The organism is Micromonospora phaseoli, assembly GCF_900109115.1.
In the GTDB taxonomy this organism is placed as follows: Bacteria; Actinomycetota; Actinomycetes; order Mycobacteriales; family Micromonosporaceae; genus Micromonospora; species Micromonospora phaseoli.
Genome location: NZ_FNYV01000001.1, coordinates 896,833 through 915,040, shown reverse-complemented (window position 1 = coordinate 915,040; position 18,208 = coordinate 896,833). Strand labels below are relative to the sequence as shown.

Below are 18,208 nucleotides of genomic sequence, written 5' to 3'. Positions count from 1 at the left end.
CCGTTCTCACCTGCCCTCCGACAGCCGTGGCGGGTCCTCGGCCGGCGACCTGCCACGGACCTGCAACATGGTCGCCCGGATGCCACCCCGAACCCCGGATAAAGTCAGCAAACCGACGCAAATGGCGCTTAACGCGGCCAGCGCCAGCGCCAGTCCCGGCAGGCCCCGGCCGGCCACCGCCAGACCGAGCACCGAGGCCAGGCCGAGCCCGCCCACGGTGGCCGCCGCCGCGACCAGCATCCGGGCGTCGACCAGCCGCTGACCGACCACCAGCCGAGCGCAGGTGGCCGCCGTGAGGTTCTCGGTGACGATGCCGGCGGCCCAGGCCACCGCCGCGCCGGTCGCGCCGTGGGCCGGGATCAGCACCAGTCCGAGGCCGACGGTGACCAGCAGACCGGCCAGCGCCCCGGCCAGGTGCAGGCCGCTGCGCCCGCCCATCAGCAGCATGCTCTGCACGTTGCCGACGCCGGTGTTGACCAGCATGGCGAGCGCGAGCACGGTCAGCGCGGCGGCGCCGTCGGCGAAGTCGGCGCCGAACAGCGCCAGGAAGGCCGGCCCGAAGACGGCCAGCAGCAGGTACACCGGCCACGAGAGCACCACTCCCCAGGTGGTCAACTGCCGGTGCACCGCCGCGGCCGCCGCCCGCTCCCCCCGGCCGAGCAGCCGGGACAGCTGCGGGGAGACCGCCACCCGCAGCCCCTGCATCGCCAGTTGACCGGCGAGCACGTAGCGACCGACCGCTCCGAAGACACCGGCCTCGGCGGAGCTGGCCAACGCCGAGGTGAGCAGCACACCGATCCACATGCTGCCGGCGTCGATCGCCGCGGACGCGGCGCGCGGCAGCGCGAAACGCCAGAACGTGGACCAGTCACCGCGCGGCGCACACAGCCGCGCGCCGGCACCCACGCCGAGCGGGCCGGCGACCAGGACCAGGCACACCAGCAGGGCGAGAGCGGCGGGCACCAGCCAGCCGGTCAGGCCGACCAGCAGCCCGCCGCCGGCGAGCACGGCCGCGCCGACCAGCAACGGTCGGGCCACCGGCAGTAGGAGGAACTGCACCGCGACGTAGGCCCGCATCGGGCGTACGCAGCGCAGCACGGCCAGCAGCAGGTTCATCGCGACCACCACGGGCACCGCCGCGAAGGTCACGACCAGCAGCGATCCGCCCGCCGGTCCCAGGAGCCGACCGGCGAGCGGCCCGGCGACCAGCACCCCGCCCACGGCGACCAGCACGGCGACCAGCATCGGCGGCACCATGGCCACCGGGAGCATCCGGGCGGCGTCGCCGGTCGCGCCGGCCCGACGCCGGGGCAGGGCCCACATCAGCCCCGTCTCCGCGCCGAGGGTGCAGACCGCGGCGGCGACGGTCACCACGCCGATCGCGGCGAAGAACGCGCCGGCCCCGGCGGGGCCGTAGCCACGGGTGATGACGACCACGAGCACGAATCCGAACAGGCCGCTGGCCGCCGCGCCGAGCAGCCCGGCGAGCCCGCTGCGGGCGCTGCGCCGGGTCTCGGCAGCACCGTCCACCGTGGCCCGGGTAATGGCCGTGGTCATGCCGGCAGCACCGCCGCCCGGCGCCGGGTGAGTCGCTCCCGCTCGGTGAGCGCCGTCGCGAAGGCGACCGCGAAGAAGGCGACCGCGAGGTTCTGGTTGGCCATCCCGTAGAAGGGCGCCTGCACCAGGCAGACCACCGGGACGACCGCCAGCCACTGTCCGGCCGCCGAGATGGCCCGGGCGCAGTTCAGCGCGGCGGCGACGAACCAGGCGAGGAAACAGAGCAGCGCGGGCACGCCGTGGCTGAACAGCACCAACCAGAGCTGCCCCTGGGTGCCGATCGGCGCGTCGGCCGAGACGGTGTCCACGTCCAGCGGTGCGCCGTACCCCAGCCACGGCGAGTCCCCCACCCGGCGCAGCACCTCGGCGTAGAGCGACAGCCGATCGCTGTTGGTGTCGCTGGACCGGACCCGGTTGCCGATCAGCTCGGTGATCGGGATGAACAGCATCACGATCGCGCCGAGCACCAGTACTGCGACGATCGAGGCGGCCACCCGCGTGTTGCCGCGCAGCACCGCCCGCACCCCGAGCACGGCCAGGCCGACACCGAGGCTGAGGAACATCGCCCGGTTGAGCGTGAGGAACGCCGGCACCAGCGACAGCGGCAGCGACACCAGCAGCGCCCACCGCAGCAGGCCACGACGGCAGAGCATGGCGTACGCGACCACGCACGGCAGCGTCATCGCGTACGCGCTGCCGTAGGTGTTGGTGTACGCGTAGGGCGCCGCCGGCCGGTAGATCGGGTTGAGTGACCGGACGCTGTACTCGGCGGTGCCGAGATGGACCATGTCGTTGACGAACGGCACGTCCGCCACGCCGCCGGGCAGCAGCACCTCCACCGGGGTGGTCAACTCGAAGCGTGGCACCAGCACGCCCAGCCAGCCCAGCGCGACCAGCCCGAACCAGAACGCGCAGAGCGGCACCAGGACCCTCGCCTGGTCGGGGCGTTCCCGGGCGACCGTGTAGACGTAGACCGCGACGATCAGCGCGGTCAGGTAGAAGCTCAGCCGCAGCGCGAAGGTCAGCAGCGACACCGGGGACTGGAGTCGGGTGGCGCTGGCCACCACGATGGCCAGGAACAGCAGCCAGATCCTGGTGGCGGGCGGCAGCGTCACCCGGCCCCGGGTCGCCAGCAGCGTGAACAGCAGGGCACCCAGCAGTGGCCAGCCGAGGTAGAAACCACCCGCCAGCCACCAGAGCGGGACCAGCCCGAACATCGCGGCCAGCGGCCACATCGGCAGTCGCGCTGGCGGGGAGGGTACGGCTCGCGGTGTGGGCTGGGCGGGCCGGGGTGGCTCGGTGGTCGCCGGGGCACGGGTGAGCGGCACGCCTCAGCTCCGCCCGCTGCGGCAGAGCACGAAACCCAGCGGGTTGACTCCGGCCGCCCGCAGCCGATCGGCGAGCCGGCGAAGGTCCGCCTGGCGGGTCCGGTCGCGCTCGACCACGACCACCGCGGTGCCCTGCCGGGCCACCACCACCCCCCGCTCGTCGGCCTCGGCCGGCGGCGCGTTGTACAGCACGAGGCGGTGGTCGGCGCCCTGCCGCCAGGTGCCGAACCGCACGCTGCCCGCACCCACCGGCACCTGCTCGTTGCCGGTCGCCCGGCCGTTGCCGGCGTGCCCGACGGTGTGGGCGACCCGGGGCAGGGTGAGGGTGGCCTCCGGATCGGTCGAGGGCCGGGCCCCTCGCGGATGCGGGGAGGGCCGCCGGGTGATCACCTCGGTGGGACCGTCGTCGGTGTCCGTCGGGGCCGCCCGGGGCTTGGGCACGGCGGGTCGGGTCGGGTCGATGCCCGCCGGCAACCGGTCCCGGTCCGCGAGCACCATCGCCCGGAGCCGGTCGGCACGGCCACTGTCGTCGGCCACGAACACCTCCCGTCCGGCCACGGCGAGGGCGACCGCGAGCCCGGCGGTGATCGCGGTGGCGTCCTCGCGGGCGGTCACCACGGCGACCCGGGCGGGCTGACGGACCCGCTCGGCGACGGCCATCGCGACGTAGCGGATGTCGGCGTCGACCGCCCGGCCACGCAGCCCCTTGCGTCGGACGGTGCCCAGCAGCGGCAGGCCGGTGCTGTCCCCGGCGTCGGCCACGCTGCGGATCCGCCGGTCCACGGATTCCCAGCCGAAGGCGAGCACCAGCCCGACCACGGCGCCGCCGAGCAGCCCACCGGCCAGCAGCAGCGGGTCGCCGGCCGACGCGGTCAGGGCCGGATCGGCGTTGCGGGTGACCCAACCGGGATTCACGTCGACCGCGGCGATCTCGGTCCGCGCGGAGTTGAGCTGGGTGAGCTGGTTGTTGATCCCGCCGAGTTCGGCGACGGCGGCGTTGGCGGCGGCCTGGTCCCGGGCGCTGGTGATCCGCCGCTGCACCGCGCTCTGCTGCTCGACGACCTTGCTGATGCTGGCGTCGTAGGAACGCAGCATCTCCTCGCGCTGCTTCTCGTACATCGCACGCCGGACGTCCAGGTAGCTTCGCGCGGCCAGGTTGGCGCCCTCGACCGCCTGGTCGCCGCTGCCGGACCGGTAGCCGAAGCGCAGGATCTGCCCACCGGCGGGCACCTCGACCTCAAGCGCCTCGCGTACCGCGCGCTGGTCAGTGCCGAACGTCTCGGCCAGCTTGCCGACCACCTCGGTGCCGGTGGCGATGCCACTCTCCACGTTCATGTTCACCGCCCGGTCGGCGGCGGCACCGCTGGGCGTGAACGCGTCGGTGACCACCGGCCGGACCGCGACCACCGCGCTCGCCGTCACGGCGGCCGGTGCCAGCAACAGGTAGCCGGCCACACCGAGCAGCCCGGCCGCGGCCACCGCCGCGACCAGCCGGATCCGGTGCAGTGGTACGCGCAGCACATCGGTGATCGTGACGGTGCGGGACGGCGCGGTGGTGCGCTCGCCGCTCCAGGCGCTGGGCACGGCATCAGTCATGGAACTTCTTCGCTATCTGTTGTGGATTGCCGATGACCACGACCCCGGGCGGCACGTCCGTCCGCACCACCGTCGCGGCACCCACCACGCTGTCCCGGCCGATCCGGACGCCCTTCATGACCAACGCGTGCGCCCCGATCCACACGTTGTCCTCGACGGCGATCGGCGCCCGGCTGGCCGCCGTCGGCGGGTCGTGCCGCCGGGCCGGTGCGAGGTTGTGGAAGTCGTTGTCGAACAGTTCGCAGTCCGACAGCAGGCAGCGGTCCCCGATGGTCACCGAGGTCCAGGCACCTATCCAGGTCGCGTTGAGCAGGCAGTGCGCGCCGACCCGCACCTCGCCGGAGCCGGCGAAGCGGACCAGCTTGTTCAGCCGGGTGTGGTCTCCGATGCTCACCCGCACACCACGACGCAGCCGGAGCCGGCCCCGGATCTGCACACCCGCACCCAGTCGCAGGCGCGGATAACGCAGCCGGTACCAGCCACGCTTGACCGCGAAGACGGTACGCACCGCGAGTCCGTGCCGGATGGCGGTCAACGAGCCTCCCACATTACGAACGGTGAACGTCAGTGCACGGAAAAGAACATCGAAGGACGCGACCACGTCAGCGCCGGCGTGCCGGTCGCGATCACGACCGCCTCGCCACCCCTGACCACCGCCGCCGGCGCGGACGTCGGGTCGAACGGCACGCTGCGCAGGGTGCCGTCGGTTCCGCCGTACACGATCCGCCCCTTCACCCAGGCCATGCCGCGCACCGTCGACCAGCTGAGACCTGTGGTCGGCAGGGCGAACTCGGTGGCGCCCAGATAGTTGCCGTCGATCTCGAAGTAGCGGTAGTAGAGGCCGTTGGCGCCGCTACGCGTGTAGTAGAGCCGACCGTTCAGAAAGAACGCCCCGGTCAGCACGGCCGGCTTGAACCAGTCGTTGTAGCCGGACGCTTCCCAGGGCGCGCCGACGGTCGAGCCGCCGAACAGCGAGATGTCGATGCGACTGCCGGTCGGGGTACCCGGGACCAGGCGCGACCAGTAGATCCGGTCGTCCACCCGCCACGTCGCACCGGCACCGGTGTAGTTCGGCTGACTGACGGTCCTGGCCACGCCGAGGGCGGTGCCGCTGAACGGCACCTTGGCAAGCTGCGCACCGCCCGCGCCGAGGTACAGGTTTCCGCTGCCGGCCGTGGGCGGGTTCTTCGGCGTGATGTCGCGCCCGCCACTGACCGGGAACACGCCGAGCCGCCCGTGGTACTCGTTGCCCATGCCGTCGGAGTTGTGCCCGAAGTAGAGGCCGTCGCTGCCGCGCCAGAGCACCGGCACCGACGAGCCCCAGGAGGTGGCGCCGGTGGGCAGCGCGGACCCGCCGCTGCGGCGCGGATTCCAGTTCACCGGCATGCCGGTCGCCGGGGTGACCGCACCGATGCCGAGCCGGTCGACCGCGCCGTTGCCGGGCTTGTCGGTGGCGTTCGGGTTGTTCAGCCAGCGGAAGTGCCCGCCGAGGTAGATGACGTTGTCGGCCACCTCGACCGAGGTGATGGTGTCGTTGCCGGTGAAGTTGACCCAGGTGGCGAGCTGGCCCGCGCCCCGGGATGCGGTCTCGAAGCGGACCAGGGCGTCGCAGTACGCGGCCGGCCAGCCCAGGCCGCCGTTCGTGCCGACCACGAACCAGCGGCCGTCGCCGCCGAACCGCACGTCCTGCACGTAGTGCACGAACGATTCCGGCGCGACGCACGGCGGCGCGAACTTCTCGGTGCTCCAGTCGAGCACGCTCGGCGTGCCGGCCAGGTTCACCAACGCCAACTGCTCGCGCGGCAGACCGTTGACGAAACGGAAGTTGCCGCCGACGACGAGCGTACGACCGTCGGGAGAGACGTCGATGGTCCAGACGTACCTGCTGGTGCCGTGCCGGCCGACGGTGGTGTCGATGGTGAAGGTCGGGTCGATCGCGCCGGTGGTCGCGTTCAGCCGGCCCAGGCCGCTGTGCGCGGTGCCGTTGAGCCAGTTGAACGCACCGGCCACGTAGAGCCAGTTGCCGTGCAGCGCCAGGTCACGGACCGTGCCGCCGTCGGAGCGGCCGACCCAACTTCCCATGATCATGCCGGTGGACGGATCGAGCGCCACCAGGTTCCGGCGCTGGACCCCGTTGACGTTCTTGAACGCGCCGCCGACGATCAGCGTCCCGCCCGGCCCGGCGACGAGGGAATTGACCGCCCCGTCGAGCACCGGCAGGAACGCCGTGGCGAGCGCACCGGTGCTCCGGTCGTACGCGAACAGGTAGTGCCGGCTCACCCACGGCGCGCTCACCGTCTGGCGGATCTGGGTGAAGCTTCCCCCCACGAACACCCTGCCACCCACCTGCGCGAAGGCGCGGACCTCACCGTCGCGGGCGTGCGGGGTGTGGTCAGCGGGGTTCGCCGTCACCAGCGTCGCCGGTTCGGGTACCGGCACCACGGCTGCAGGCACCCCGGCGGGCCCGGCCGACGCGGCCGTAGGCGCCGGGACGGACACCGCCAGCAAGGCCGCGACGCTGACCACCGCGCCGACGCCGACCCGCAGTCGGTGTCGACCGGCCGGCCGCCCCAACAGGGAGAATCTGGGCACGCTGCGCCTCCAGAACGGGTGAAGATGCACGTAGCGTGCCCACCTCACCCCGGAGGGCGACATCCACCGATTGGCCGGACGGGTAATCCGGAAACGGACAAAGGCGGCAGCCGTCAGATGGCCGACAGCGGCCCCGGCTGCACCGTCGGGGCGGCCCTCAGCCCACCTGGGGACGACCGGCAACAGGCGGCCCGCGATGAGCCCCCTTGACATGCCGCTCGACGTGGCCGACCATCCCCATCATGTTAGGGAAGGCAAACATCGATAGGAAATCCGAACGTCGTTCGGTGGTGATCGCCGAGATCATCGAGGCGGCATGGCGGGTCGCCAGCGTCGAGGGGCTCTCCAACATCACGTTGCGGGACGTTGCCTGGACCGTCGGCATGCAAGCGCCGTCGCTGTACTCGTACTTCGACTCCAAGCACGCCATCTACGACGCGATGTTCGCCCAGGGCTGCCGGGAGTACCTCGCCCAGGCCGAGGAGCTGGCGCTCACCGGCGAACCGGTGTCCGACCTCAAGATCGGGATGCGGTTCTTCATGCGCTTCTGCACGGAGAATCCGGTCCGTTACGAGCTGTTGTTCCAACGCACGATCCCCGGCTTCGAGCCCACCCCCGAGTCGTACGCCCTCGCCGTGCAGATCCTGGCCGACCTGCGGGACCGGCTGCACCGGATCGGCGTCACCGACCCCGCCGACCTCGACCTGTTCACCGCGATCGGCACCGGTCTGACCGACCAGCAGATCTCCAACGATCCCGGTGGTGACCGCTGGGCACGGCTCACCGACAACGCCGCGGAGATGTACTACGCCTACGTGACGCGTCAGAGCGAAGGGAAACAGTCGTGATGGCAGCATCGACCGTGGTGATCGACCAGGTGCCACCGCTACGCCGCCAGGAGGCCGCGACCCGCGCAGCGGAGGAGAACCAGCGCTTCGTGAACTGTGTGCGGGCGCTGGACCGCGCCGACTGGGACCGGCCCACCGACTGCCCGTCCTGGCCGGTCCGCGACGTGGCCGCGCACGTGCTCGGCATGTGGGAGCTCACCTCGTCGGTCCGGGAGTTCGTGCACGTGCAGCGCGGCGGACACAGGGCTGCCCGCGGTCGGCCGCTCATCGACGGCATGACCGAGGTGCAGGTAACCGACCGCGCCCATCTCACGCCGGCGCAACTGGTCGAGCGGCTGGCCACCATGGCACCGCGCAGTGCCCGATCCCGTCACCGCCTGCCCGCGCCGCTGCGCCGGCTGCCGGTGAAGCAGGAGTTCGACGGCACGACGGAGACCTGGCGGCTGGGCTACCTCTTCGACGTCATCCACACCCGCGACGCCTGGATGCACCGAGTGGACATCGCCCGGGCGAGCGGGCAGCCACTGGTGCTCACCGCCGATCACGACGGACGCATCGTCGCGGACGTCGCCGCGGAATGGGCTCGCCGGCACGGCCAACCGTTCCGGCTCCAGCTGGACGGTCCCGCCGGCGGCCGGTACGCCGCCGGTGACGGCGGCGAGGAGATCTCGCTCGACGCCGTCGAGTTCTGCCGGATCCTGTCCGGCCGTGGCGCCGGGACCGGGCTGCTCACCCAGCAGGTGCCGTTCTGACCCCGTGCACCACCTGCACGACGTCCCGGAGCCCGCCGCGCTGTTCACCCGATTCCTGGCCCGGTCCCGCCGTACCCGATAGGACGTGGCCCGCCAAGATCTGCGCCGGCTTTCGGGGGGTCACCCGATGCGGGCGGCGGCGAGGGCGGCGGCCATCGCCGACCGTGGCGCGGGTACGCCGGTGAACTGCTCGAACTGGCCGATCGCCTGGGCCAGCAGCAGGTCCAGGCCGGAGACCACCCGGCAGCCGGCCGAGGCGGCCGAGGCGGCCAGCGGGGTCGGCCAGGGATCGTAGATCGCGTCGAAGAGCACCGTGCCCGGCCGCCAGCGCACCGCGCCGGCCAGCTCGTCGGCGGCCCCCTTCGGCACGGTGGAGATCAGCACGTCGGCGCCGGCCAGCAGCGACACCTCAGACCGCAGCGACACCTCGGACCGCAGCGCCTCGGGCCATGGTGCGGCGGTCATGGCCACTCCGAGCGCCGCCGCGACCGGCGCCAACTCGGCGACCGCCGCCGGGCGGCGGGCCGCCACGCTCACCCCGGCCGCGTCCAGTTGGGCCGCCGCGGCCAGCACCGCCCGGGCGGTGCCGCCCGCACCCAGCACGGCCACCGTGGCACCGGGGCGTACGCCCGCCTCGGTCAGCACCTCGACCATGCCGGTGACGTCGGTGTTGTCGGCGTACCAGGAGCCGTCGGGGCGGCGTACCAACGTGTTGGCCGCACCGACGGCGGCGGCGACCGGCGAGACCTCGGCGGCCACCGCGAGCGCCGCCTCCTTGCCCGGCATGGTCACCGAGAGTCCGGCCCACTCCGGGCCCAGGCCGGCAACGAGGTCGGCCAGCTCCGTCGCCGCGCACTCGATTCGGGTGTACGACCACCCGGTGAGCCCGGCGGCGGCGTAACCGGCGTTGTGGATCACCGGGGAGAGCGAGTGCGCGATCGGCTTACCCAGCACCGCCGCCCTGTGCACCGACACGGTCACTGACGCTCCTCAACCAGCGGGATCCGACGACTACCCGTCCATTCAACAGCCCCGTGCCAGCGGCCGTCCGGCCGCGGCCGGCGAGCGTCCACCCGGTGGACGATGCCCGGGGCGGCGGCACCGGTTACGGCGGTTGCCGACTGTGCGCGATCATGGGACGGCACGGTCAACGTCCGGCAGAGGAGAAGCGTCATGTCCGACGGCAGCCTGCGGCACCGCATGGGAGAGATCACGCTCACCGTCCGGGGCCCGGATCGACGACCACTCGCCGACCAGGTGGTGACGGTCGCGCAGCAGCGGCACGCCTTCGCCTTCGGAAACACCGGCTTCGACTTCGTCGACCTGGTGGGCGGCCCCGGCCCCGAGGGGTCCACGGAGGTCGAGAGCTTCGGCGGGACCAACCACCTGGACCTGGATCGGCTGGGCGATCTCTGGCTGAACCTGTTCAACACCGCGACCCTGCCCTTCTACTGGGGCCGCTACGAGCCGCGGCGCGGCGCCCCCGACACCGAACGACTCACCGAGACGGCACGGTGGCTGGCCGAGCGTGGCGTCGCCGTCAAGGGCCACCCGCTGGTGTGGCACACCGTGCAACCGCCGTGGCTGCTCCAGATCGACCTCGACGAGGTCGAGCGCCTGCTGCGCGCCCGGATCCGCGACCTGGTCGGCGGGTTCGCCGGCCTCATCGACACCTGGGACGCGATCAACGAGGCGGTCATCATGCCCGTCTTCGACAACGGGGACAACGCGATCACCCGTCTCGCCCGGGCCCGGGGCCGCATCCACATGGTGCGGCTGGCGTTCGAGGAGGCCCGCGCGGCCAACCCGGCAGCCACCCTGGTGCTCAACGACTTCGACCTCGGCTCGGCCTACGAGTGCCTCATCGAGGGGGTGCTCGCGGCCGGCGTCCGCATCGACGCGATCGGGTTGCAGACCCACATGCACCAGGGTTACCGGGGCGAGGAGTACATGCGGCACACCCTCGACCGGTTCGCGCGCTACGGCCTGCCGCTACACCTGACCGAGACCACGCTGGTCTCCGGCCACCTGATGCCACCCGAGATCGAGGATCTCAACGACTACCAGATCCCGCAGTGGCCGACGACCGTCGACGGCGAGGCCCGGCAGGCTGACGACCTGGTGCGGCACTACCGCTCCCTGCTCGCGCACCCGGCGGTCCAGTCCATCAACTACTGGGGTATCACCGACCACGGCGCGTGGCTCGGTGCCCCCGCCGGCCTGATCCGCGCCGACGGCAGCCGCAAGCCGTCGTACGACGCCCTCGAAGCACTCGTCAAGGGCGAGTGGTGGCTGCCGCCGACCGTCATGCGAACCGACACCGACGGCAGCCTCCGCGTCGAGGGATTCCTCGGCGACTACACGGTGTCCGCCGGCGACCGCACAGGGCGGTTCACCCTCGACTCCACCAGCACGACGGCAACGATCGACCTCCGATGACCCGACCGCCGATCGACCGGCCGGACGTCACAGGACGCCGGCCTCCTTGGCCTTCTCGATGTTGCTCAGGTGCTGGTTGTAATCCTTGGTGAAGGCGGAGTTGCCCTCCTTGTCGATCGCCACGAAGAAGAGCCAGTCCCCGGTCGGCGGATCCATCGCACCTTCCAGCGCGTCCTTGCCCGGATTGTTGATCGGGGTGGGGATCATGCCCCGCAGCTTGCGGTTGTACGGGTTCTTCGGGTTGTCGAGATCTTCCGGCGTCATCTGGCCGGAGGTCTTCCCCTCCTGGCCGGTCATCTCGAAGTAGTAGTTGACCGTGACGTCCATCTCGAGGCAACCGCAGTCGAAGGTCTGCGAGTAGACCCGGTTGTAGGCGACCCGGGCGACCTTGCCGAGATCCTTCTTGGTGCCGGCCTCGGCCTGGGCGAGCGACGCGACGATCAACGCCTCGTACGGGCTGATCCCGCCGCGCTCCTTCTGCACCCGGTCGGCGAACTCCAGCTCCCCGGTGACAGTGAGGAAGTGGTCGACCATCTGCCCGAGGATGGCCTCGGCGGTGGCGTCCGGCGGGATCTCGTAGGTGTCCGGGTAGAGGAAGCCCTCGATCGACTTCTTGACCTTCTTGCCGTCCTCCCGGGTGAACCACCAGTCCGGTACGCCGAGCTTCTCCGGGTCCTTCGCGGCGGCCTCGAACTCCTTGACCGGGATATCGGTATGTTCGCTGAGCAGCTTGTAGACGCCCTTGGCGGTGCGCCCCTCGGGGATGGTCACCCCGTTGACGATCCGGCTCTGCGGGTCGAGCATCGCGTTGAGAGCGTTCTCGCCGCTCATCTCCTTGCGCAGCTTGTACGTGCCGGGCTGGATGTTACGGCTGCGGGAGTTGTCCTCCGCCGCCTCCAGGAACGCCTTGGTGCTCTTGATCACGCCGGCGTCGCGCAGCACCACGGCCATGTCGGCCAGGAACGCGCCCTGCGGGATCTGCACCGTCACGTCCTCGGTGCCCGCGCCGTCGAAGTCCGGTGTGATGAAGTAGTTCTGAATGCGGTCGAAGCCGTAGAAGGCACCGCCACCGATGCTGCCGAGCAGCACCACCGCCAGCAGCAGGGCAAGCACCGTCTTGCCCCGCCCACCGGAACGGCCGCCCTTGAGGCGGCCCCGGCGGTGCTTGCCCTTGTCCCCCCGGTCCTGCTCGTCGAACCCGAGGTCCAGTTCGTTCATCATTGCGTCCGCCTCCGCTGCGCATCCAGCCAGCTCTGCAGAATCTCCACCGCGGCGGCCTGGTCGACCACCGCCCGTTGTCTCTTCCCCCGGACACCGCGCTCGGCAAGCCTACGGCTCGCCACGACCGTGGACATCCTCTCGTCGGTGAGCGTCACCGGAACAGGCGCTATCACATCGGCCAGTTGTTGAGCGTACGCCTTCGTGTGCTCCGCTGCGGGGCCGTGTTTGCCGGCAAGGTTGATCGGGAGGCCCACCACCACCTCGACCGCCTCGTGCTCGGCGACCAGCGCGGCGAGCTCCGTCAGGTCCGACGGAACCGCGTCTGACCTGGGCTTCTGTTCCCTGGCGAGGGTAACCAGCGGGGTGGCGAGGACCCCGTGCGGATCGGACCGGGACACCCCGATCCGCACCTGACCGACGTCGACGCCCAACCGCACACCCCGGAGCATCTCGGTCACGTCGCGTCACCTTCCGTGACAAACGCGTCAGGGCGGACCGACCCGGCCCGCCCTGACCCGCCCAGCTGGTAACTCACGCCGCCGTCCCGCTCCGCTCCCTGGCGACGCGAGGCGCCGGGCTGCTGTGCCGATTGGTTCGCTCGCTCCGCTCGCTCACGCCTCGGCGATCGCCTTCTCGACCGTGAGCAGAAGCTTCGGCAGCTCCGACTCGGGCAGTCCACCACCCTGTGCCAGATCGGGACTGCCTCCGCCGCGCCCGGAGAACGCCGCCTTGACCAGATCGTTCGCGGCGAGGCCCCGGCTGCGGGCAGCGGTGTTCACCGCCACCACCAGGGACGCCTTGCCGTTGGCGCGGGCGGCCACCGCGACCACGCCCGGCCGGGACGAATCGATCCGGCCCCGGATCTCCTGGGCCAGGGTGCGCACGTCGTTGCCGGCCGCGCCCTCGGGCGCCTCGATGCCGACGTAGGCGACCCCGCGCACGTCCTTGGCCTGGGCGGCGAAGGCCGCCGCGCCACCGAGCACGAGCTGGGCGCGCAGCTTCTCCAGCTCCTTCTCCGCGTCGCGCAACTGGGTGACCGTCTGCTCGACCCGGTCGGCGACCTGCTCGGAAGGGACGCGGTACAGCTCGGCGAGCCGGGACACCAGCAGGTGCTCGCGGGCCAGGAAGTTGAACGCGTCCATGCCCACCAGCGCCTCGACCCGTCGTACGCCGGAGCCGATGGAGGACTCGGAGAGGATCTTGACAAGGCCGAGCTGGCCGGAGCGGGCCACGTGGGTACCGCCGCACAGCTCGCGGGCGTAGTCCCCGACCTCGACCACCCGGACCTGGTCGCCGTACTTCTCGCCGAACAGCGCCATGGCGCCGATGCGGCGCGCCTCGTCCAGTGAGGTGATGAAGGCGTGCACCTCCAGGTCGGCCAGCAGCACCTCGTTGACCTGCTGCTCCACGTCGCGCAGCACGCTCGGCGCCACCCCGGTGGCGGTGTTGAAGTCGAACCGGAGCCGGCCGGGGGCGTTCAGCGAACCGGCCTGGGTGGCGGATTCGCCGAGGAAGTTGCGCATGGTCTGGTGCACCAGGTGGGTGGCGGTGTGCGACCGGGAGATGGCCCGTCGGCGGCTGGCGTCGATCTCGGCGTACCCGGTCTCTCCCGCGCGAACCTCACCCCGGAGCACCCGGGCCCGGTGCACGATCAGGCCCGGCACCGGCTGCTGCACGTCGAGGACCTCGACCTGGCCGCCGCCCACCGTGATCATGCCGAGGTCGGGCTGCTGGCCACCGCCTTCGGCGTAGAACGGGGTGGTGTCGAGGACCAACTCGACCAGGTCGCCCTCGACCGCCGCCGACCGCGGACCGTCGGTGCCGAGCACCGCGCGGACCGTCGACTCGCGGGCCACCTCGGTGTAGCCGGTGAAGGTCACCGGCCCGCCCGCGTCGAGCACCGACCGGTACGCCGACAGGTCGGTATGGCCGGTCTTGCGGGCCTGCGCGTCGGCCTTGGCCCGGGATCGCTGGTCGGCCATCAACCGGCGGAAGCCGTCCTGGTCCACGTCGAGGCCCTGCTCGGCCGCGATCTCCAGGGTCAGGTCGATCGGGAAGCCGTACGTGTCGTGCAGCTGGAACGCCTTCTCCCCCGACAACGCCTGCCCACCGGCGCTGCGGGTCTGCGTGATCGCGGTGTCCAGGATCGTGGTACCCGCCCGCAGCGTGGCCAGGAACGCGTCCTCCTCCGCGTACGCGTACGCGGAGATCCGGTCGAAGTCGGCCGCCAGCTCCGGATACGACGGGGCCATGCAGTCCCGCGCCACCGGCAGCAACTCCGGCAGCGCCCGCTCCTGCCAGCCGAGCAGCCGCACCGAGCGGATCGCCCGACGCATGATCCGCCGCAGCACGTAGCCACGGCCCTCGTTGCCGGGGGCCACCCCGTCGCCGATCAGCATCAACGCGGTCCGGACATGATCCGCGATCACCCGCAGCCGCACGTCGTCCGGGTGCGACTGGTTGGCCGCGTGACCCGAGTGCGCCCCGTACCGCTTGCCGGTCAGCTCCGCCGCCCGCTCCAGGATCGGCCGGACCTCGTCGATCTCGTACAGGTTGTCCACGCCCTGCAGGATCGAAGCCATCCGCTCCAGCCCCATGCCGGTGTCGATGTTCTTCCTCGGCAGCTCACCGACGATCCGGAAGTGTTCCTTGCTGGTCACATCCGCGATCTCGTACTGCATGAAGACCAGATTCCAGAACTCCAGGTACCGGTCCTCGTCGACCTCCGGGCCGCCCTCCGCGCCGTATTCCGGGCCCCGGTCGTAGTACAACTCCGAACACGGGCCCGCCGGACCCGGGATGCCCATCGACCAGAAGTTGTCCTTCTTACCCCGACGCACGATCCGCGCCTCCGGCACCCCGGTACGCCGCCAGATCCCGTACGCCTCGTCGTCGTCCAGGTAGACCGTCGCCCAGATCCGCTCCGGATCCAGCCCGAAGCCACCCGCCTCGACCGACCTGGTGGCCAGGTCCCACGCGAACGGGATCGCCCCGTCCTTGAAGTACTCGCCGAACGAGAAGTTCCCGTTCATCTGGAAGAACGTGCCGTGCCGGCTGGTCTTACCGACCTCGTCGATGTCCGGCGTCCGGATGCACTTCTGCACACTGACCGCCCGCGCGAACGGCGGCGCCTGCTGACCGAGGAAGTACGGAACGAACTGCACCATGCCGGCGTTGACGAACAACAGATTCGGATCACTGATGGCGGGCAGCGGAGCGGACGGCACCACCGTGTGCCCGTTCGCCTCGAAATGGGCGAGGAACCGCCGCTTGATCTCCGCCGTCTTCATCGCTGGTGGTCCTCCGGAAAGATCTCTCTGTCACCGATGCGCGGGTCCTCCCGCAGCTCGGCGAACTGGTCGTCGAACGCCTCACCCTGGGCGAACGCCTCGTGGATCTCCTGCTCCCGCTCGGCCATCCCGAAGCGCACGTCCGCCACGAAGCTACGCAACTCCTCGACCAGGCCGCCAGCGGATTGTGACAGGTTGTCGGCGATACCGGCCGGGGTGTAGGCGTGCGCGGCGCGGGTCGCCTTACGGACCACCACCACACCGACGGCCAGGCCGATGCCCAGCCAGAACAGGCGCCTCATGCTCGTACCTCCGCGTGCTGGCCGGGTCAGCGGTTCCCGCGCCGGGCGGCGCGCCGCTGGGACTTGATGGTGTCGCGGACCTCGCGCTCGGTCTCGGCATGCCGGCGGGCGCTGGCGGCCTTGCGCACCCCGTAGCCGAACGCGGCCACCTTGACCAACGGGTTGGCCGCGGCGGCGGAGACGACGGTGACCAGGTTGGCGACGTTGGCGCTGATGTTCTGCGCGTGGCTGGTCATGGTGTCGACCTTGGCCAGTTGGAGGTTCACCCCGTCGAGCGAGGTCTGCACCTGCTCCAGCGTCACGTTGACGTTACGAACCGTCGTGTTGACGTCGCCGAGCAGCGGCGCGGTCCGGTCGTTGAGGTCGTTGATCATCCGGGTGGTGGCGTCCACGGTGTGCCGCAGCCGAAGGATAGGCAGCGTCAGGATCAGCACCAGCATCGCGAACGCGATCGCCGCGATCAACGCCGCGACCTCCAAAAAACCCACGCCTGTCCTCCTCATACAGTGCCTCGGGGCGCAAGATCCCCAAGACGCACGACCGTCTCACCACGTCAACACCTGGGCCACCCGCCAGAGACGGCGGCTACCAGAAGCAGACCCTACCGTCCGTGACGACGTTCGGCTCAGGACGGTGGTGACGGCGTCAACTCGCCCAACGGGTCCTCGGACAGTGTCGGGAAGGGATCCTCACCGGTCAGGGACGGATCGGTGCTCGGCTGAGGCCGGGTCCGCTCGTCGTCGATCGCGTTGCGTACCTTCACCGACACCAACGATCCGGGGCACTCCTGCGCTGCGGTGGACGGGTCGGGCGACGGCACCACCGCCGGCTCGCCGTCCACCGGCGGCGGTACGCAGGTCCGTTCCCGTACCCAGAGGTCGAGGGTCAACTCGTCCCGCCGCCAGCAGGTGTAGCTGCCCTTCTCCTGCTGCTCGGGGCAGTAGTTCGGGGTCCACGGCTGCCAACCGTCCTGGGCCAGTGCGGCCTCGTACGCCTGAGCCGTCTCCTGCGGCGATCGCTCCGAGTTGGTGGTGCGCTCGCGCAACCGGCAGTCGAGCAGACACCACTGGCTACCGCTGACGTCGTCGACCGGATTCGCCGCCGCCCAGACCGGCACGTCCAGTTCGTCGAGCGAGGTGAAGGCCGGATCCCGATTCTGTGTCTGGATGCCGAAGTACGCCGGCACGCCGCCGAGCAGGAACACGCTGACCAGCACCAGGATGGCCACCCGAAGCCGGGTGGGCCCGTGCGCCTGGCGACGCGGCTCGCCGCGACCGTCGGACAGGTCCTCGGGCCGGTCGGGATCGGTGATCTCCGGCTCGCTGGGACGCCGGTCCGCCGGCTCCGCACCCGATCGAGGTCCGGCCGGGTCGACCGGCGCGACGGCAGCCGCGGCCCGGGCCACCGTCGGTCCCTCGCCGGTACTCACCGGCGCGACGGCCGACGGCTCCAGGCGGACCGGGTTGCGGTGGGGTGGGGTGGCCCGGCCGGCCGGCCGGTCGTCGGGACGAGCCGGGGTCACGGTGGCGCGAGCCGCAGCCGGAGGTCCGGGAAGGTCGGGACGTTCCTCGGCGGTGCGGGGGCGGTCGCCCGGGGCGGGACCACCGGCCGGGCCGGCGTCGGGCCGGGCGGCACCGCGAGCCGGGCCCGGCGGCGGGCCGCCGGGACGGCCCGGGCCGCCGGTCACCCCGTCAGGCCGCGTCGCACCGCGCGCTGGACCGATGGGTACGCCGTCAGGCCGGGCGGCACCGCGCGGTGGGCCGATGGGTACGCCGTCAGGCCGGGCGGCACCGCGCGGTGGGCCGATGGGTACGCCATCCGGACGAGCCGCTCCCCTCGATGCGGGCGGCGTCGTCCCGCCCACAGCAGCCCCGCGCGGTGGCCCCGGTGGTGCACCGTCCGGGCGAACCGGCGGCCGAGTGGCGCCACTCGGTGGTTCGGAGCCGGCCCGGGGGGCCGGCGGTTCGTTCGCACTCCCGCCGGGTGGGTTGGCCGCGTGGGTCGGGCGCCCACCTCCCGGCGGCGGACCGTCGGGGCGGCGCGGCGCTCCAGCGCCTGGACGCTCCGGCCCGACCTCCGCGCCACGGCGCCCGTCGGCGGGCGGGCGCGTCGGGGTGTCCGTCGGCCCTGGCCGGCCGGCACCGCCGTCCCCGCCGCGGCGGTCACCGACCGTCGGCGAGCCACCGGCCGGTGTGCCACCCACGCGTCCCACCATGGGGGCACCGGACGGCGTGGCGGGTCGCTTGTTGATGGTCGGCAGCGCCGGATCGGTGTGGTGGGCAC

At 71.8% G+C, this 18,208-nt stretch carries 15 protein-coding genes; 3 read left to right on the top strand and 12 right to left on the bottom strand.

All coding sequences use genetic code 11. From position 1 onward, the window contains the following. Positions 1–6: 6 nt before the first annotated feature. The 5 genes from BMY89_RS04215 to BMY89_RS04195 all read right to left on the bottom strand — a co-directional run bounded on the left by BMY89_RS04215 (position 7) and on the right by BMY89_RS04195 (position 7,028). The gene (locus tag BMY89_RS04215; protein WP_092374933.1) at positions 7–1,557 is read right to left on the bottom strand and encodes a lipopolysaccharide biosynthesis protein; all 1,551 of its coding nucleotides are present in this window, start codon (positions 1,555–1,557) and stop codon (positions 7–9) included. Beyond that, on the bottom strand, positions 1,554–2,792 hold the full coding sequence (locus BMY89_RS04210; protein WP_092374931.1) for an O-antigen ligase family protein: 1,239 nt from the start codon (positions 2,790–2,792) through the stop codon (positions 1,554–1,556). The genes BMY89_RS04215 and BMY89_RS04210 overlap by 4 nt, the downstream gene beginning before the upstream one ends. Before the next feature lie 96 nt (positions 2,793–2,888). After that, on the bottom strand, positions 2,889–4,481 hold the full coding sequence (locus tag BMY89_RS04205; protein WP_092374929.1) for a P-loop NTPase family protein: 1,593 nt from the start codon (positions 4,479–4,481) through the stop codon (positions 2,889–2,891). After that, a complete protein-coding gene (locus tag BMY89_RS04200; protein WP_092375589.1) occupies positions 4,474–5,016 on the bottom strand; it encodes an acyltransferase in 543 nt (180 codons plus the stop codon). Before BMY89_RS04200 ends, BMY89_RS04205 begins: the two co-directional genes overlap by 8 nt. Before the next feature lie 29 nt (positions 5,017–5,045). Next, complete coding sequence (locus tag BMY89_RS04195) at positions 5,046–7,028, bottom strand: hypothetical protein (protein WP_092375586.1); 1,983 nt, start codon at positions 7,026–7,028, stop codon at positions 5,046–5,048. A 332-nt stretch (positions 7,029–7,360) separates the two neighbouring features. Here BMY89_RS04195 and BMY89_RS04190 point away from each other — a divergent pair, with 332 nt between their 5' ends. Both BMY89_RS04190 and BMY89_RS04185 read left to right on the top strand, forming a co-directional pair. Further along, positions 7,361–7,921 (top strand): TetR/AcrR family transcriptional regulator, encoded by a 561-nt coding sequence (locus BMY89_RS04190; RefSeq protein ID WP_198413953.1) that lies wholly within the window; start codon positions 7,361–7,363, stop codon positions 7,919–7,921. Further along, positions 7,921–8,673: a maleylpyruvate isomerase family mycothiol-dependent enzyme gene (locus tag BMY89_RS04185; RefSeq protein ID WP_092374925.1), complete on the top strand. Its 753-nt coding sequence runs from the start codon at positions 7,921–7,923 to the stop codon at positions 8,671–8,673. The genes BMY89_RS04190 and BMY89_RS04185 overlap by 1 nt, the downstream gene beginning before the upstream one ends. 120 nt (positions 8,674–8,793) lie before the next feature. Here BMY89_RS04185 and BMY89_RS04180 read toward each other — a convergent pair whose 3' ends face one another. Then, positions 8,794–9,654 carry a shikimate dehydrogenase gene (locus tag BMY89_RS04180; protein WP_092374923.1) on the bottom strand — a complete coding sequence of 287 codons (861 nt, stop codon included), beginning with the start codon at positions 9,652–9,654 and terminating at the stop codon, positions 8,794–8,796. 192 nt (positions 9,655–9,846) lie between these two features. On the opposite strand from BMY89_RS04180, the gene BMY89_RS04175 reads away from it, so the two are divergent. After that, the gene (locus BMY89_RS04175) at positions 9,847–11,112 is read left to right on the top strand and encodes an endo-1,4-beta-xylanase (protein WP_092374921.1); all 1,266 of its coding nucleotides are present in this window, start codon (positions 9,847–9,849) and stop codon (positions 11,110–11,112) included. Between the two features lie 27 nt (positions 11,113–11,139). Here the strand turns inward: BMY89_RS04175 and mltG are convergent, their stop codons facing one another. The 6 genes from mltG to BMY89_RS04145 all read right to left on the bottom strand — a co-directional run bounded on the left by mltG (position 11,140) and on the right by BMY89_RS04145 (position 17,210). Continuing rightward, the gene (gene mltG / locus BMY89_RS04170; RefSeq protein ID WP_092374919.1) at positions 11,140–12,333 is read right to left on the bottom strand and encodes an endolytic transglycosylase MltG; all 1,194 of its coding nucleotides are present in this window, start codon (positions 12,331–12,333) and stop codon (positions 11,140–11,142) included. Beyond that, positions 12,330–12,791, bottom strand: coding sequence for a Holliday junction resolvase RuvX (gene ruvX / locus BMY89_RS04165; RefSeq protein ID WP_092374917.1), 462 nt, complete (start codon positions 12,789–12,791; stop codon positions 12,330–12,332). Before ruvX ends, mltG begins: the two co-directional genes overlap by 4 nt. Before the next feature lie 153 nt (positions 12,792–12,944). Then, the gene (gene alaS, locus BMY89_RS04160) at positions 12,945–15,623 is read right to left on the bottom strand and encodes an alanine--tRNA ligase (protein ID WP_092374915.1); all 2,679 of its coding nucleotides are present in this window, start codon (positions 15,621–15,623) and stop codon (positions 12,945–12,947) included. Further along, the gene (locus tag BMY89_RS04155) at positions 15,620–15,925 is read right to left on the bottom strand and encodes a hypothetical protein (RefSeq protein ID WP_092374913.1); all 306 of its coding nucleotides are present in this window, start codon (positions 15,923–15,925) and stop codon (positions 15,620–15,622) included. The genes alaS and BMY89_RS04155 overlap by 4 nt, the downstream gene beginning before the upstream one ends. Before the next feature lie 26 nt (positions 15,926–15,951). Beyond that, positions 15,952–16,428: a DUF948 domain-containing protein gene (locus BMY89_RS04150; RefSeq protein ID WP_372433325.1), complete on the bottom strand. Its 477-nt coding sequence runs from the start codon at positions 16,426–16,428 to the stop codon at positions 15,952–15,954. Between the two features lie 122 nt (positions 16,429–16,550). After that, positions 16,551–17,210 (bottom strand): hypothetical protein, encoded by a 660-nt coding sequence (locus BMY89_RS04145; protein ID WP_092375583.1) that lies wholly within the window; start codon positions 17,208–17,210, stop codon positions 16,551–16,553. Positions 17,211–18,208 lie beyond the last annotated feature (998 nt).

What these genes read in the sequence shown, in the direction of transcription:
- BMY89_RS04210 (WP_092374931.1), bottom strand. Translation starts at nt 2,792, where the DNA reads ATGTGGCCGCTGGCCGCGATGTTCGGGCTGGTCCCGCTCTGGTGGCTG.
- BMY89_RS04185 (WP_092374925.1), top strand. Translation starts at nt 7,921, where the DNA reads ATGGCAGCATCGACCGTGGTGATCGACCAGGTGCCACCGCTACGCCGC.
- BMY89_RS04150 (WP_372433325.1), bottom strand. Translation starts at nt 16,428, where the DNA reads ATGAGGAGGACAGGCGTGGGTTTTTTGGAGGTCGCGGCGTTGATCGCG.
- BMY89_RS04205 (WP_092374929.1), bottom strand. Translation starts at nt 4,481, where the DNA reads ATGACTGATGCCGTGCCCAGCGCCTGGAGCGGCGAGCGCACCACCGCG.
- mltG (WP_092374919.1), bottom strand. Translation starts at nt 12,333, where the DNA reads ATGATGAACGAACTGGACCTCGGGTTCGACGAGCAGGACCGGGGGGAC.
- BMY89_RS04155 (WP_092374913.1), bottom strand. Translation starts at nt 15,925, where the DNA reads ATGAGGCGCCTGTTCTGGCTGGGCATCGGCCTGGCCGTCGGTGTGGTG.
- alaS (WP_092374915.1), bottom strand. Translation starts at nt 15,623, where the DNA reads ATGAAGACGGCGGAGATCAAGCGGCGGTTCCTCGCCCATTTCGAGGCG.
- BMY89_RS04175 (WP_092374921.1), top strand. Translation starts at nt 9,847, where the DNA reads ATGTCCGACGGCAGCCTGCGGCACCGCATGGGAGAGATCACGCTCACC.
- BMY89_RS04215 (WP_092374933.1), bottom strand. Translation starts at nt 1,557, where the DNA reads ATGACCACGGCCATTACCCGGGCCACGGTGGACGGTGCTGCCGAGACC.